The 14,767-nt window shown below is 62.7% G+C and carries 14 protein-coding genes; 9 read left to right on the forward strand and 5 right to left on the reverse strand.

Annotated elements, in window-relative coordinates; all coding sequences use genetic code 11:
• The first annotated feature begins 148 nt into the window (after nt 1–148).
• Entirely contained in the window at nt 149–1,891 is a 1,743-nt protein-coding gene (locus HDG33_RS24015) for a hypothetical protein (protein WP_184034375.1), read from the forward strand.
• Nucleotides 1,892–1,991: 100 nt separating this feature from the next.
• Here the strand turns inward: HDG33_RS24015 and HDG33_RS24020 are convergent, their stop codons facing one another.
• The 3 genes from HDG33_RS24020 to HDG33_RS24030 all read right to left on the reverse strand — a co-directional run bounded on the left by HDG33_RS24020 (nt 1,992) and on the right by HDG33_RS24030 (nt 4,930).
• Nucleotides 1,992–3,374 carry a HAMP domain-containing sensor histidine kinase gene (locus tag HDG33_RS24020; protein WP_184034377.1) on the reverse strand — a complete coding sequence of 461 codons (1,383 nt, stop codon included), beginning with the start codon at nt 3,372–3,374 and terminating at the stop codon, nt 1,992–1,994.
• A complete protein-coding gene (locus tag HDG33_RS24025; RefSeq protein ID WP_184034380.1) occupies nt 3,352–4,074 on the reverse strand; it encodes a response regulator transcription factor in 723 nt (240 codons plus the stop codon). The genes HDG33_RS24020 and HDG33_RS24025 overlap by 23 nt, the downstream gene beginning before the upstream one ends.
• 148 nt (nt 4,075–4,222) lie before the next feature.
• Nucleotides 4,223–4,930 carry a phosphatase PAP2 family protein gene (locus HDG33_RS24030; RefSeq protein ID WP_184034382.1) on the reverse strand — a complete coding sequence of 236 codons (708 nt, stop codon included), beginning with the start codon at nt 4,928–4,930 and terminating at the stop codon, nt 4,223–4,225.
• 319 nt (nt 4,931–5,249) lie between these two features.
• Between HDG33_RS24030 and HDG33_RS24035 the strand changes: the two genes are divergently transcribed.
• From HDG33_RS24035 to HDG33_RS24055, 5 genes are all read left to right on the forward strand, one after another.
• The gene (locus tag HDG33_RS24035) at nt 5,250–7,421 is read left to right on the forward strand and encodes a TonB-dependent receptor (RefSeq protein ID WP_184034383.1); all 2,172 of its coding nucleotides are present in this window, start codon (nt 5,250–5,252) and stop codon (nt 7,419–7,421) included.
• A gap of 14 nt (nt 7,422–7,435) precedes the next feature.
• Entirely contained in the window at nt 7,436–8,125 is a 690-nt protein-coding gene (locus HDG33_RS24040) for a MotA/TolQ/ExbB proton channel family protein (protein WP_184034384.1), read from the forward strand.
• A gap of 2 nt (nt 8,126–8,127) precedes the next feature.
• Nucleotides 8,128–8,526: a biopolymer transporter ExbD gene (locus HDG33_RS24045; protein ID WP_184034385.1), complete on the forward strand. Its 399-nt coding sequence runs from the start codon at nt 8,128–8,130 to the stop codon at nt 8,524–8,526.
• A 1-nt stretch (nt 8,527) separates the two neighbouring features.
• The gene (locus HDG33_RS24050) at nt 8,528–9,256 is read left to right on the forward strand and encodes a TonB family protein (RefSeq protein WP_184034388.1); all 729 of its coding nucleotides are present in this window, start codon (nt 8,528–8,530) and stop codon (nt 9,254–9,256) included.
• A gap of 85 nt (nt 9,257–9,341) precedes the next feature.
• A complete protein-coding gene (locus tag HDG33_RS24055) occupies nt 9,342–10,421 on the forward strand; it encodes a YncE family protein (protein WP_184034391.1) in 1,080 nt (359 codons plus the stop codon).
• A gap of 60 nt (nt 10,422–10,481) precedes the next feature.
• On the opposite strand, the gene HDG33_RS24060 is transcribed toward HDG33_RS24055, so the two are convergent.
• Nucleotides 10,482–10,805 carry a hypothetical protein gene (locus tag HDG33_RS24060; RefSeq protein WP_184002279.1) on the reverse strand — a complete coding sequence of 108 codons (324 nt, stop codon included), beginning with the start codon at nt 10,803–10,805 and terminating at the stop codon, nt 10,482–10,484.
• A gap of 756 nt (nt 10,806–11,561) precedes the next feature.
• On the opposite strand from HDG33_RS24060, the gene HDG33_RS24065 reads away from it, so the two are divergent.
• The 3 genes from HDG33_RS24065 (at nt 11,562) to HDG33_RS24075 (ending at nt 13,843) form a co-directional block, all read left to right on the forward strand.
• Entirely contained in the window at nt 11,562–12,221 is a 660-nt protein-coding gene (locus HDG33_RS24065; protein ID WP_184034394.1) for a hypothetical protein, read from the forward strand.
• 235 nt (nt 12,222–12,456) lie between these two features.
• Complete coding sequence (locus HDG33_RS24070; RefSeq protein WP_184034397.1) at nt 12,457–12,831, forward strand: hypothetical protein; 375 nt, start codon at nt 12,457–12,459, stop codon at nt 12,829–12,831.
• A 193-nt stretch (nt 12,832–13,024) separates the two neighbouring features.
• Nucleotides 13,025–13,843: a mechanosensitive ion channel family protein gene (locus tag HDG33_RS24075; protein ID WP_184034400.1), complete on the forward strand. Its 819-nt coding sequence runs from the start codon at nt 13,025–13,027 to the stop codon at nt 13,841–13,843.
• Between the two features lie 123 nt (nt 13,844–13,966).
• On the opposite strand, the gene HDG33_RS24080 is transcribed toward HDG33_RS24075, so the two are convergent.
• Nucleotides 13,967–14,638: a VTT domain-containing protein gene (locus tag HDG33_RS24080; protein ID WP_184034403.1), complete on the reverse strand. Its 672-nt coding sequence runs from the start codon at nt 14,636–14,638 to the stop codon at nt 13,967–13,969.
• Nucleotides 14,639–14,767: the final 129 nt, after the last annotated feature.

Raw genomic sequence — 14,767 nt, forward strand, 5'->3', positions numbered from 1 at the left:
AACGAAATCGCGCCAACGCGCCAGCGCATTCTTATCTTTTTAGTAATTTTCGATTCATGTTTGTGCCACGGGTGGTTTGTAGCCTCGCGACTTGCAATACCGGCTGCAACTTTCAAAAAATTTCACCCACCCTACTCAAACACACAGAATGCAAACCACCCTGAAGGCGCTTCCGGTCGCGGTTCTGATCTCCGCCATCTACGGCTGCGGCGGCAGCACCCAAAACCCGTCGAGCACGAGCGCGCCGCAAGGCACCACGAGCAGCACCCCGGCCACGACGACGACGCCCTCGACTTCCGCCAGCAACTACACGGCTGGCAACCTGCTGGTCTCGCGCACAGCCTATGACCCGGCGTTCGCTCTGAGCGGCACGCTGCCTTATAACGCGACGCCCACGACCACCAATGCAGCCCCCGTGACCGCAGTCACGCCGGGCACCTTTCCGAATGTGCTCACCAACGACGCGAACGACGCCAACTTCGGCGTGACGTCGGAAGCGTATCTGGATCAGTGGGCACCGGACGCGACGAGCCCGTCGCAAACGCTGGACATCACCGCGCAGGCCGCGAAGAGCAACGTGAATTTCGCCACCAGCTTCGCCTCGAAGTCGGAGCTCGCGCTGAACGTGTCGCTGGATCAGAAATCGCTGACCTTCACCGGCTACAACGCGTCGATCGACCAGCTCGATATCTCAAACACGAATACGCCAGGCGTGGTCGACACGACGAATACCGACGTCGCAACGCCTACCTACCGTACCGTCGCGCAGCTGAATTTCGCCGATAACAGCCTGTCGTTCACGAACACCAACGCGTACGCCGGCAACAACAGCCGCGCGGCTGTGCTCGCCAACGGCATGTACTACATCGTCGGCAATGCCGGCAATTCGGGCAAGAATCCGAAGCCGACGACGGCCCAGCTCGACATGCTGACGATGAACACCGGCGTGCAAAGCATCGCTCCGGGCAGTCAATGCGCGTTCACGCAAGTGATCGGCGCATTCCAGTCCGGCACGGGCACTGGCACGTACGCGGTCGCACCGGCTGGAACGGCGTGCTCGCTGGCGTCGATGGGTTCGATCACGGGCGGTAGCTCGACGGGCGACCAGTTCGGATTCTCGATCGCGAGCCTGCCGACGACGCCCGCGACCGCCGCCGACAAAACCGGCAAGGACGCCAACTACCGCGGCCTGTTCGTCGGCCCGGACGGCACGATGTATGTCTCCAAGGGCAGCGGCAGCAATGGCGTGAACACCGTGTACCAGGTCGGCGCGACCGGCGCGCTCGCCAATGGCGGCAAGTTGCCGCAAAACGCCGCGACGACGATCGTGCCGGGTTTCCCGACGACCCTCGCGACCAACCTGACGGCGCTCACGTCGCCTGGCCAGGTGACCGGCACGGTCTATCCGTTCGGCATGTGGATCCCCGCGTCGAATCCGTCGATCATGTTCGTCGCCGACGAAGGCGACGGCACGCCGGGCGACCAGGTTAGCGGCAGCGGCGGCCTGTGGGTCTATGAGAACCAGAACGGCACGTGGAAGCCGCTCGCCAACCTGACGACCGGCCTGAACCTCGGCACGGCCTACACGGTGACGGACACGACCGGCGCGTACGGAACGAAGGGAGCGAGCTATACGACGACGCCTGACGGCTTGCGCAACATCACGGGCCAGGTCAACAGCGACGGTTCGTTCACGATCTACGCGGTGACCTCGACGATCGGCAACAGCCTCGGCACCGCGTTCGATGCGGGCGCCGACTCGAACCAGCTCGTCAAGATCACCGTGAGCATCAACGGTTCGACGGTGAGCTCGGCGAAGGGCTTCACCGTGATGCAGACCGCGCCGTATGGCCAGGCGCTGCGCGGCGTCGCACTCGTGCCGAAGTCCTGAGCGGGTTAGTAGATTCAAAAGAATCGACCTGCCATCCGGCAGGTCGTTTTTTCTTGCACGCTCCAACGTAAAATCCGTCGCGAGCAATCGCCGTCTCGCCTCAACGCGCCGGCAGTCCCGCATTGAACCGCAACACGATCCTGCAGCCTGGCGTGTTGTCGTGAATCTCCACGACGGCCTCGTGCACCCGCGCGATCGCGGCCACGAGACTCAAGCCGACGCCATGCCCCGAAGTCGCCGCCTCCTGCCCGTTTCTGCTGCGATAGAACGGACGCAGGACAGCATCGCGCTCACCTGCCTCGATACCGGGTCCAGTATCCGCGACCTGCACGACGGGCCTTCCCGCTTCAAGCGTTGCTTGCAGCGTCACCGCGCCGCCACCGGGCGTAAACTTCAGCGCGTTATCGAGCAGATTCTCGATAGCGCCGAACAGCAGATCCACGTCGCCGCGCGCGAAAACTGGTTCGGACGCAAGCACCGCGACCGACAAACGACGGTTCTCCGCGACCGGCTCGTACAGCTCCGCGACGTCGCGCAGGATGGTGTCCAGCGACACGTCGCAGAAGCTCGCGCGTCTGACATCCGCTTCGACCTCCGCGATCCTCAATAGCGCGGTGAAACGGTTCAGCACGACGTCCGATTGCGCGATCGCAGTGTCGACGGCGCTCGTGTAGTCGTCGACGGTATGCGAGCGCCGCCGCGCGCGTTCGAGGCCCGCGCGCAGATGCGTCATCGGCGTGCGCAGATCGTGCGCGATGCCCGCGCACACGCCGCGCACTTCGGCCACCAGCCGCTCGATTTCATCGAGCATCAGGTTGACGATTTCCGCGAGACGATCGAGATCGTGATGCGTGCCGCGATTCGACAGACGCCGACTCAACTGGCCCGCCATGATCTCGCGCGCCGTCAGACTCATCGAGCGGATACGCCGGTTCGACATCACGTGAAGCGCGGCGCCGCAGCCGACGGCAAGCAGAATCGTCAGCATGAGCCCGAGGCACAGGATCTTCACGAGCGTATGGTCGAAATGAATGATCTCGTCGATCGAGTGACCGACGACCACCCGCAGACCGCTACGCGTCGGCACGATGATGCCGCGAAAATGACTGGCCAGCGACGGCGGCCCGTCGTCCATTGCTTGCGTGTAGTAGAACGGCCGGCGCTCGCGCTCGGCCGGCAACGCATGGATATTGCCGGCGAGCCAGCGGCCTTCTTCGTCGAACACGCCATAGGGCCGGCTGCTCGCGATGTCGCGCCGGCTCAGCGCCGCGATATTGGCGATCGCCTCGGCGCGGCCGATCGAGCTGAACTCGGCCACTTCTCCGCGCAGCCGTTCATCGACCTCGTGCAGCAGATACGTGTGCATCATCCAGTAGAGCATCGCGAACAGCACGACCGCGCAACTGATGAACACCATCAGCAGCCATGTGACGTTGTTCGCCGGCAGGCGCAGCCAGCGCCTATTCGCCGGCACGGAGGACATAGCCGACATTTCGAACCGTGTGAATCATGAGCGAAAATCGTCCGTTCATACTGATCTTGCGGCGCAGGTGACCGATATGCATGTCGATCACGTTGGTCTGCGCATTGAAGTGGTAATTCCAGACTGACTCGAACAGCATCGCGCGCGTCACCGGCTGCTCCGTATGCAGCATCAGGTATTTGAGCAACTGGTACTCGCGGGGCTTCAACTCGATCGACTCGCCCGCCCGGCTGACCTGGCGCGTGCCAATATCGAGCACGAGATCGCCGACGCTCAGCATGAGCGGCTGCTCCGTGGAAGAGCGGCGGCGCAGCAGCGCATTGAGGCGCGCGGTCAATTCCAGACTGTCGAACGGTTTGGTCAGGTAATCGTCGCCGCCGGTGCGCAGGCCGCGCACGCGTTCGTCGACCGCTGACAGCGCGCTCAATATCAGCACCGGCGTCTCTTTGCCGACGTTGCGCAACGTGGACAGAATCGACAAGCCATCCACGTCGGGCAGCATCCGGTCGAGCACGACGGCGTCGAAATCGCCGTTGAGCGCGCGCAGCAGGCCGGCATGGCCGCTCGGCACGCTTTCCACGGCGAATTCGTAGTCCTCGAGCGCGATGGAGACTTCGAGCCTCACACGCTCGTCATCTTCGACGACGAGAATGCGGGGTCTGCGCCCCGCGGGGTAGTTGATCGCTGCTCTGCTTTTCAAGAGGACGTCGTTTCCTGTGGTCGTGCGTCGCCGCATGAACGGCGACGTCAATAGCGGGGGCCGCCTATGCGGGCGCGGAGTTTGACACGGCCATGTTGCTGCTTCATGACGCGTCCCGGGCGGAGCCGAAAACCGTTCACACGTGCAACTAGTCGAGCTTCAGTGCCGCGCGCACTTCCGCCTTCGCATCGGCAAAGTCGCGCTGAAAATCCGGATTGGCCATCAGCGCCGCCGCGACGAGCGTTCCGTCGATGCGACCCGCTTCGACATCGCTCGGATAGTGGACGCCGTCGACGACGCGGTTCATGCCGAATTCGCGCCCGCGCGCGAATAGCGCATCGCGCTTCTCGGGGACCATCTGCGCGAGCAGGATCGCGCACAGATAGCCGAAGGTCGCATGACCGCTCGGGTACGAGTTGTAGTCGTCGCCGGGCCGCTTCGGCACGATCGGTTGCACGTCGCGGCTCGCGATGAAGGGCCGCGCGCGGCTAAAGAAATGCTTGCCGCCTTTTGCGACCCGCTCGGCATCGTGATCGACGGCTTCGAACAGCGCAGCGGTTTTCGGCAGACCGGCTTCGTTGAAGTCCGGTCCGAGCACATCCGCGAAACGGAACACGGACTTGGTAGCGTCCGCCTTCGCGCGCGCCACCTGCTCCGGCGTGCGGCTGCGCTGCGCGTTCAGCACGGCATCGAGATCGGCTTGCTGACGCTCGGAACCATCGGCGGCAGGTGGCGCGAGCAGCACGCCAAGCGGAATTTGACGGGCGTCGAGATAACTCGCCTCCGCGGACGGTGCGGCGTAACTCGCCGCGCTCGCAGCGACGAAGAGGGAAGCCGCGAGCGGCAAGTAGGTCAAGCGTTTCATCGTGTGCGAGAAATGAAGAGAGATTGCAACGAAGTGGCACGGCGCTATCGCCGCCAGGAGAACAGGCGTGATTCACCGCCTGAACGGTGCTGCCGATGCTAGTGCGCACGTATGAATGCGCGGTGTCCACAAACTTACAAACCTGAGCGCGTCGCGTAGCGTCAGTGCGGATCGCGCTGTTGTGGGGGCATCCGTAATAGCAACATTAGATTCGTAAGATACCGATCACTTCGCATTAACGGACGGTTGATAGCATCCCGCCTCGTTCGACTCCCAGTTCATCGCCCCACTCGCGAAAGGATGCTGCACCATGCAACGGGTTAGTTTTCCCCTTAGAAAGAAGCCGCTGACGCAATTCGTTCTTGCCACACTGTGCGCGGCCGGCGCACAGATCTCGCATGCCCAGACCTCGGGCGATCTCGGCTCCGTGCAAAGCATGGCCGTCTCGTCATCGAACAGCGGCACGGCCACCAGCACCAACGTGCCGTCGGCACCGGCACAGGCGCCTTCGCAAGGCTCGCTCACCGCAACCCAACCGCAGTCGGTGATCAGCCGGCACTACATCGAAAACAGTACCGCTCCGACCGCGAACTACAGCGAGATCGTGCAGATCGCGCCGAGCGTGTCGAATGTTTCTCCGAACGGCTCCGGCCTGATGGAATCGCAGAGCCTGTCCATTCGCGGCTTTCAGGACGGTCAGTTCAACGTGACATTCGACGGCATCCCGTTTGGCGATACCAACGACTTCACCCATCATTCGACGTCGTTTTTCTCGAACCGGGTGCTCGGCAATATCGTCGTCGACCGCGGTCCCGGCGACGCTTCGCAGATCGGCTTCGCCACATTCGGCGGAACGATCAGCCTGCAGTCGAGGGATCCGTCGGCATCGCCGGCATTCTCGGTGCTCGGCTCGTACGGCAGCTTCGACACATGGCAGGCCGGCGCCGAGTTCAATACCGGCTATCTGCAGCAATGGGGCGATGCGCGCGCAATGGTCGGCTATGCGCAGAGCAGCAGCGACGGTTATCTGACCAACGCGGACCAGCGCCGTCAGAACGTCTACTTCAAGCTCGACAAGCCGATCGGCGACAACACGCTGCTCACGCTGTTCGCGACTTACAACAACATCCACCAGAACGTGCCGCTCGGCGCGACGGCCGCGCAGATCCAGCAGTTCGGTCCCAACTTCGGTCTTAGCGCCGACCCGACGAGTCAGGCCTATGCCGGCTACAACTTCGACAAGATCAACACGGACTTCGAATACATCGGCGTGAAAACGAAGGTCGCCGAGTGGGTGATCGACAACAAACTCTATACGTACGGTTACTACCACAACGGCTTCAACGGACTCGACCCGAACGGTGAAACGCCAAACGGCACGATCTTCGGCCCGAACAACGTGCCGGGCCAGGAAATGAACAACAACTACCGCGCGTTTGGCGACGTCCTCGCGCTCGAGCGGCAGCTCGGTCCCGGCAAGCTGCAGACCGGCATGTGGATCGCGCACCAGTCCAACTTCCGCGACAACTTCAATGTCGATTCGTCGCTGAACTTCGCGTTCATCTCGCAGAACTTCACGATGAACGACACGATGCTGACGTTTCAGCCGTATCTGCAATACGCCTGGCAACTGCAGAACGGTTTGACGATTACGCCGGGACTCAAGTACGTGTCGTTCAACCGCAGCATCGATACGCCGATGAACCAGAAGACCGGTGAGCCGCTCGATTTCAGCCACACGTGGGACAAGGTGCTGCCGTCGTTGACGCTGCACCAGCAGATCACCCCGCAATGGAGCGCGTATGCGCAGTACGCGCAGGGCTTTCTCGCGCCGAACCTGAATGTGTTCTATGTCAACGATCCGACCGTCTCGGGACAACCCGATCCGGAACAGACCGACAACTACCAGATCGGCACGACGTACAAAACGGGGCGTCTGACCGTCGCCGCCGATCTGTACTACATCAACTTCCGCAACGCGGTGACGAGCCGCACGGTCGGCAACAACGTGATCTTCTCGAATGCGGGTGGTGCGACCTACAAGGGCGTCGAAACCGAAGCGACCTTGTCGGTCGGCGACGGCTTCAGCCTGTACGGCAATCTGACCTTCAATTCGGCCAAACAGAAGAGCACCAATACGTGGATGCCGAACGCGCCGCAATCGACGGCCGCCGCCGGCGTGCTCTACGAACGCGGGCCGCTCAACGGTTCGTTGCTGATGAAGTTCGTCGGCCATCAGTATGGCGATACCGGCAACACCCAGCCGATCGGCGGCTATGCGATCACCAACTTCGCCAGCTCGTACACGTTTGCCCGACTCGCACCGTGGACGCATGACACGCGCCTCGGCTTCCAGATCGACAACCTTTTCAACCGCACCAGCATCAATGCGCTGGCCGGCTACACCGCCGCGGACAACACACCGCTTTACTGGACCATCCCGGGCCGCGCGTTCGTCGCGACGCTGTCCACCGATTTCTGAACGGAGCTTCTTTCATGACTGTCGATAACCTGCTGCACCTCGCGAACAATTCCGGTGGCGTGTTGTATGTGATTGCCGCCATGCTGTTCGTTGCCCTGACGATCATCATCGAGCGCTCGTGGTTCCTGCAGCGCGCATCGAGCGGCAGCCGCGCGGTGCTCGACCAGGTCGACCGCCTCGAACAACTGAACGCCGCCTCGCTGACGGCATGCGCCGAACAGTTTCAGGCGCTGCCGATGGCGAGCCTGCTGAAGGTCGCCGGCCGGCTTGCCGGTCAGACGTCGCGCGATGAGCTCGATGCGTGTCTCGACGAAGCGATCATGCGCGAAGCACCGAACATCGACCGCTTCCTGTGGGTGCTCGACACGATCGTCACGCTCGCGCCGTTGCTCGGTCTGTTCGGCACGATCGTCGGTATGTTCAACGCGTTCCAGGTGCTGTCGAATCCGGGCAACGCGCCGACCCAGGTCACGGGCGGCGTGGCCGAGGCACTCATCGCTACGGCGTCGGGTCTGTTCGTCGCGATGATCGGCCTCGTGTTCTTCAACGGCCTGCACAACCGCGTAAGAGGCGTCGTCCATCAGCTCGAAACCCTGAAGGCGGCGCTCGTAAACCGGCTTGCGGCCAGAACGCATGAGTCGCTCAAGCCGGTGCATGAAGTGCCGCGCCCGGTGGTCGGCAAATTCGCCTCGCAGGGAGTCTGACGATGAAGTATTTCGAGGCGCGAAAGGCGCGCATCGAGATCATCCCGATGATCGACATCATGTTCTTTCTACTGGTGTTCTTCATCATGATCACGCTGCACATGATCCCGAACGCGGGGCTGCGCTCGCAGCTGCCGTCGAGCGCCACGGCACAAGCGCTGCCGCCGGCGCAGGTCACGGTAACGCTCGCGACCGACGGCAGTCTGTCGGTCGACGGCCGCACGCTGAGCCTTGCGCAATTGACCACCCTGCTCGCCGCCCGCACGGACGTCGCGCATACGGTCGTGACGATTGCCGGCTCGAAGCAGGCGCAGATCCAGCACCTCGTCTCGGTGATGGACGCGTGCCGCGCCGCGGGTGTATCGCAAATCGCGCTCGCCGCGCAGCCCGTGGCGAACTGATATGGCAACCGTACCCGCCTCCGGGATCGTGCAGGAACGAACGCGCCTATTGCCGGCCGCCGCCATCGCGCTCGTCGCGCAAGCGCTGCTGCTCGGCGCGACGATTGCGCTGCTCACGCATACGACCCGGGTGTCTTCCGTATCGCATGAAGCGCCGCCAACGCTGCTGACGCTGACGGCACCGGCTCCCGCGCCGCAACCGCCGCAGCCGCCTGCGAAGCCCGTGCCGCCTCCCGCGCGGCCGGTCGTACCCGTGCGCCATGCTGCGCACACGCCCGCGAAGCCCGTGACGGCCGCGGTGCCGAAGCGCGTGCCGACTCCGGTGCCGGTGCAGCCCGCGGCGACACCGACCGAGCCGCCATCCGCGCCCGCGCCGCAACCGCCAGCCGAGCCCGCGCGGCAACCGCCCGCACCCGCTGCGGCGCCGGTTGCAGCCGCGCCTACGCCAAGCTTCGAGGGTGCGCTGCGCGCGGCGATTCAGGCCGCGCTGCGCTATCCCGAGTCGGCCCGCATGGCTGGCATGACGGGCCGCACACGCGTCGCGTTCCGGTATCGCGACGGCGTCGTGTCCGACCTCAGCGTCGTGGTGTCGAGCGGTATCGGACTGCTGGACCGCGCGGCGCTCGCAGCCGTGCGCGACGCCGCTTATCCGAAACCCGAGTCCGCATTCGTGGGCAAAACGCTCTCGGAGCAATTGTGGGTCGACTTCAAACTCGACGACCACGAATGATGATCCGCTAACGCCCAACCGCACGAGAGACGTCATCCGCCCACCGGAATGGCGTCCCTCTTCCCAATCCATCCGCAGTACTAGTATGAATCTGCTCAACGTGAAACTGAAAAATATCCTGTCCGCCTTGATCGCCGGCGGCGTCGCTTCCCTGCTCGCGCTGTCGAACGTCCATGCGGCGACGGGCGCCAACGCCGATCAATTCGAAATCGCGAAACGCTATGGCCTCGAAGGCGGCGAGCGTTGGGATTACGTGGCGTACGACGCTGTTCGCCAGCACCTCTTCATCAGCCGCGACACGCACGTGCAGGTGATCGATACGCGCACCGGCAAACCGGTCGGCGAGATCGCCAACACCGACGGCGTGCACGGCTTCGCGTTCGTGGAGGACCTCAAGCTCGGCTTCGTCACCAACGGCCGCGCCAATACGGTGAGCGTCGTCGATCTCGACACACTCAAGGTCGTCGACAGCATCAAGGCCGCGGGCTCCGACCCGGACGGCATCCTCTACGTGCCGGCCTTGCGGCGCATCTTCGTGAGCAATGGCCACGACGGCAGCGTCAGCGCAATCGACGTCGCGACGCGCAAGGTGGTCGCCACGATGAGCGTGGGCGGCAAGCCGGAGGCGCTCGCGGCGGACAGCCACGGGCACGTGTTCGTCAATGTGGAAGATCGCGCCGAGATCGTCGAGATGGACGGTCGGTCCGCGACGGTGCTGGCGCATTGGCCACTCGCACGGTGCGAGTCGCCGACCGGACTCGCGATCGATCCGGCGAGCGAGCGCCTGTTTTCGGTTTGCGCCAATCACCGCATGATGATCGTCGATACGACGTCGGGCCGTCGCGTGGCCGCGGTGCTGATAGGGGGTCACCCCGACGCGGCGGCTTTCGATCCGGCCTTGAAGCTCGCGTTCAGTTCGAACGGCGCGGACGGCACGCTGACGATCGTGCATGAAGACGATGCGGACCATTACACGGTCGCGCAGAACATGCCAACGCTGGAAGGCGCGAAAACGATGGCGCTCGATGAACAGCAGCACCGGATCTATCTGGTGTCGTCGAAGTTCGGCGCGGCCGACCCGGCCACGGCTGCCAATTCTCATCCGCGCGCGACGGTCATCCCCGGTACGTTCGAAGTGCTCGAGGCGCAGCTCAAGGCACGCTGACGTGTGGCATCGACGCACGGCCGCCCGTTGATCGCGGCGGCGCGTCAAACATCGGTTCGCCTAGATGAGGCCGTGCGCGACGCCGCTCGGCGTCGCCCAGCGCTCGCTGTCGTTCGACACGCCGAAATCGGCGGCCCGTAGTGAAACGGTGGCCGAGCAGGCCGTCGCACGCTTTGCGCTGGCGCGCGCGAGGATGCGCTGCTCGTGCACATAGAAGAATTCGAGTTGGCGCGCGTCGGACGCTTTTCGTTGGAGCTCGAACACATCCTCGAGCACGCGCCGCGACACATGAAAACGCTGAAGTCCGCGGCCAAGCCGGATCTGAAAGACAACACCGTCGCTGTTGTGCGGCACCGCTGCCCAGATAAGCGGAATGCTACTCATGGAGCCCCCGTAACTGGATCTTCATGTCAGGAACATTGACGATTTCATCGTCGCACGGATAAACGCACGGCGCGACTTGTCAAAATTAAACAAGGTTGAGTTGTCGTTTTCACCACAGTGGCAGGTGTTGCGACGCAACGCCCCATTGATCGACGACGCACCAATCTGGAGCGAATCCTTACTCGACAGCAGTCCGTCGCTTGCGCCGCGCGGTCGTTCGTCGGGTACGATGCAATGCGGCCCGATTTAATTTGCCACGCTTCTCGCTGATTTTTCGGTGGCCGGCCATGCAGAAGAATCATTCGCCTTTGCGTCGGGAATCCACACGCAAGGAATATGCGTTGGCTCGTTTGCGTCTTGCCACGAGCCGCCTTATGCGCGCTGAGTCAGAAGCTGAAAAGACACTCGCCACCTGCTGGATGAAGGCGTGGGCAAGCGTCATCGGCGATGCGCAGTTCCCTAAGCTTCCTTACCGACCGGCCACACCCAAAGCGAGGCGGCGCGCCTCGCCAAGGCCCCGCGATTGATATCTGCCGTCGCTCGAACTGAATGGCGACGCGGCGACATCGTCGCGCACTCCGACCCCATTCATTTGACCGTATGGTTCGCCACCTCACAGACCGTCTACGCCCTCTGCTCGCATGATCGCTTCACGACGCCTTCGAGCGTTCGCGACAAACAGAGCAACAAAGAAGAAACGACAAAACGGCGAGCGCGTCCCGCAACGATCGGGCTGCCCGCCGCTCAAGGGTACCCATGAAAGCTGGAAAGGTAATCTGGGTAGTGGCCTTGCCGTGTCTGATCGAAACGTCGCATGCGCAGGAGGTCTATCTGCAAGGCGGCACACTGGGCATCGGAGTTGGCGCGGCGTGGAGCGTCACGTCGTGGTTCGGCGTGCACGCGGACTTCAACGCGATCAATTTGTCGCACAACTTCGAGGTTGGCGGCAATCGCTACGAAGACGGCATACGGCTGCGTCAGGGCGGTCTCTACGGCGATTTCTTTCCGTGGGCCGGCACCGGCTTTCGCGTGACAGCGGGCCTGCGTCTGACCGACAACGAAGTCAGCGGCAACTCGGTTCCGACCAACGGCATGTACGTATTCGAGGGCAAGGCCTCGCCGGCCTTTCCTGGCGAATACGCGACGGCGACCGCCCGATACCCGACCGCGATGCCCTACCTTGGCATCGGCTATGGCTTGCACCCGGGAGCCAAGGGCTGGGGGCTCGTGGTGGATCTCGGTGTCGCCTACGGCATTCCGAAGACCTCTTACACACTGTCGCCGGCGCTGTCGCAGGCCGCGGGACCGGAGATGAGTCAGCAGATCATCAACACCGGATTGCAGCAACTGCGCGATAAGGTCTCGCCTTATCGATGGTATCCGACGTTGCAGGTCGGCATTTCTTATCGCTTCTGAGGCGCAGCGCACGGAAACCGTCGCAGTACTATAAATTTGCGAAGGACTTTTCACAATCCGATTGCATAAAAAAACAAACGAAAGAAAGCGCGATACGACCTTCGCTTTTTCTGGTTATTTATCGAGATGAAAAGATATGCAATGATCGCCGCCGAATCAGCGGAGCATGTCTGAACCTTGCGCGAGCATACGTTCCGGCAACCCCACGGCCCATTGCTTTTTCATTGAACCGATAATGACCACCTTTCTGTTCGATCTGCTGTCGAACCTCGCCTTGTTCGCTATCGTATCGATGGCCTGTCGACTGTATAACCGGTTCGGGTCGGGTGCCGCGCTGAGCGGCCCTGCGATTTTCATCGTGATCGCGCTGGCCGCGTGCGTGCTCGACGGCGTGTTGACGTTTGTCGTGTTCGCCGACGCGCAGAACCGCTATGGACAATTCGCCCTGCCGACGTCGTTTCTTCAGCGTGCTGGCGCGTATGCGCTCGCGATCGTGATCGCGTTCACGTGGCACCGGATATCGAGGCGCCGGCGCGCCGTGAAAAGCGCCCCGGACGACGCGGTTGTCATCCAGACGTCACCGTACTCCGAATCGCGGCTGCGCATGTGAGCCCGGCACGCCCCGACCGACTTTTCACGTACGCCCCGCCATGTTTCATCTCTGTATTGCCGCCGCGAGCAGGGCAGGAACGGTCCTTGCGCATGCGGGCGCCGTCGGCTATAACTCCCGAAGACCGCGCGTTGTGGGTCATGGCACCACTGTCGTTCAATCCGTTGATGGCAACCTATAACGAGGAAACATCTTGGATATCGAAACCGTACGTGCATTCGTCATGACCCGTGGCATCGACATCGGCACCAAGGTCATCGGCGCAATCGTGCTGTGGATCGTCGGCCGCTGGATCATCGGGCTGATCTCCAACCTGTCGCGCAAGCTGCTCGCACGCAACGGCCGGGTCGACCCGACACTTGCCCACTACCTCGCGTCGATTCTCGCCGGGTTGCTGAACCTGCTGCTCGTCCTCGCGATCCTGGAAATCTTCGGGGTGCAGACGACGTCGTTCGCCGCGTTGCTCGCCGGCCTCGGCCTCGCGATCGGTACTGCGTGGGGCGGCCTGCTCGCGCACTTCGCGGCCGGCGTGTTCATGCAGGTGCTGCGGCCGTTCAAGGTCGGCGATTTCGTCATGGCCGCGGGCGTCACCGGCACCGTCACGGAGTTGGGCCTGTTCGGCACCACGATCGTGACGCCGGACAACGTGACGACCATCATCGGCAACAACAAGATCTTCTCCGACACGATCTCGAACTACAGCGTGCTGCCGTTCCGGCGCGTCGAGCTGACCGCGAAGATCGCCAATGGCGTCGATCCGACCGATGCGATCGCGCGTTTGAAAGCCGCCGTCGCGAAGATTCCGAACGTGGCCGAAAACCCCGCGCCGGATATCGAGGTCTTGAGCTTCACGCCAGAAGGACCGCTGCTGTGCGTGCGCCCTTACTCGTCCAACCAGAACTACTGGCAGGTCTACTTCGACACCAATCGCGCGATCGTCCAGACCTTCAAGGAAGCCGGCTATCCGACGCCGGAAACGCCACTCGCACCGCGAGCGATCACGCGCGATTGATCTGATCGAACCTCCGCGCGCACCCGACACGGGTCGTCGGCATGGCGGCATGAAACAAGGCGTCGCGAGATTCGCGACGCCTTTCGTGTTTTCAAGGCCCGAAATACCGCAAACAACCCGTCATCAACGCGTACTCGCGTTCGCGCGATTCTTGCGCAGCATCTTCCACAGCGCGCCGAGCACGATCGGTACGATCGCCGCGCCGATACCGACCAGCACGATCACGTTCAGATACTGACGGATGAACGGGATGTTGCCGAAGAAATAGCCGAGCAGTGTCAGCAGCAGCACCCACAACAGCGCGCCGACGACGTTGAACATCTGGAAGCGGCTCCACGTCATGGACGACGCGCCCGCGACGAACGGCGCAAACGTCCGCACGACAGGGATGAAACGCGCGAGCACGATCGTCTTGCCGCCGTGTTTTTCATAGAAGTTGTGAGTCTTCTGCAGCGCGGCGCGATCGAGAAAGCGCTCGAGCACCGGAATGTGCGTATTGAACACGCGCGGTCCGATCGCGCGGCCGATCAGATAGTTGGTCGTATTGCCCAAGACCGCCGCCACCAGCAGCAACAGGATCAGCAGTCCGAGATGCATCTGCCCGGTTGCGCAGAACGCGCCGCCGATGAACAGCAGCGAATCGCCCGGCAGAAACGGCAGCACCACGAGCCCCGTTTCAGCGAACACGATCGCGAACAGCACCGCGTAGACCCAGGCACCGTACACATGAATGAAGTCTCCGAGAAACTTGTCGATGTGCAGGACAAGATTGGCGAAATGTAGCAGCGTATCCAAGGAACGTCCTTTTAAACCAGTGTATGCGTAGAGGGAAAACGGCCGCCGCGCGACCCTGCAACAGGCGCAGCGAGCGGCGGGCCGACCGCTGCGAATTGACCGCGACATGATACCGAAAGTGCCTCGGGT

Source organism: Paraburkholderia sp. Cpub6, from assembly GCF_014201065.1.
GTDB lineage: Bacteria > Pseudomonadota > Gammaproteobacteria > Burkholderiales > Burkholderiaceae > Paraburkholderia > Paraburkholderia tuberum.

Bases quoted from the DNA above. Each gene is read 5' to 3' on its own strand.
- HDG33_RS24015 (WP_184034375.1), top strand. From the start codon at position 149: ATGCAAACCACCCTGAAGGCGCTTCCGGTCGCGGTTCTGATCTCCGCC.
- HDG33_RS24020 (WP_184034377.1), bottom strand. From the start codon at position 3,374: ATGTCCTCCGTGCCGGCGAATAGGCGCTGGCTGCGCCTGCCGGCGAAC.
- HDG33_RS24035 (WP_184034383.1), top strand. From the start codon at position 5,250: ATGCAACGGGTTAGTTTTCCCCTTAGAAAGAAGCCGCTGACGCAATTC.
- HDG33_RS24040 (WP_184034384.1), top strand. From the start codon at position 7,436: ATGACTGTCGATAACCTGCTGCACCTCGCGAACAATTCCGGTGGCGTG.
- HDG33_RS24045 (WP_184034385.1), top strand. From the start codon at position 8,128: ATGAAGTATTTCGAGGCGCGAAAGGCGCGCATCGAGATCATCCCGATG.
- HDG33_RS24050 (WP_184034388.1), top strand. From the start codon at position 8,528: ATGGCAACCGTACCCGCCTCCGGGATCGTGCAGGAACGAACGCGCCTA.
- HDG33_RS24055 (WP_184034391.1), top strand. From the start codon at position 9,342: ATGAATCTGCTCAACGTGAAACTGAAAAATATCCTGTCCGCCTTGATC.
- HDG33_RS24060 (WP_184002279.1), bottom strand. From the start codon at position 10,805: ATGAGTAGCATTCCGCTTATCTGGGCAGCGGTGCCGCACAACAGCGAC.
- HDG33_RS24065 (WP_184034394.1), top strand. From the start codon at position 11,562: ATGAAAGCTGGAAAGGTAATCTGGGTAGTGGCCTTGCCGTGTCTGATC.
- HDG33_RS24070 (WP_184034397.1), top strand. From the start codon at position 12,457: ATGACCACCTTTCTGTTCGATCTGCTGTCGAACCTCGCCTTGTTCGCT.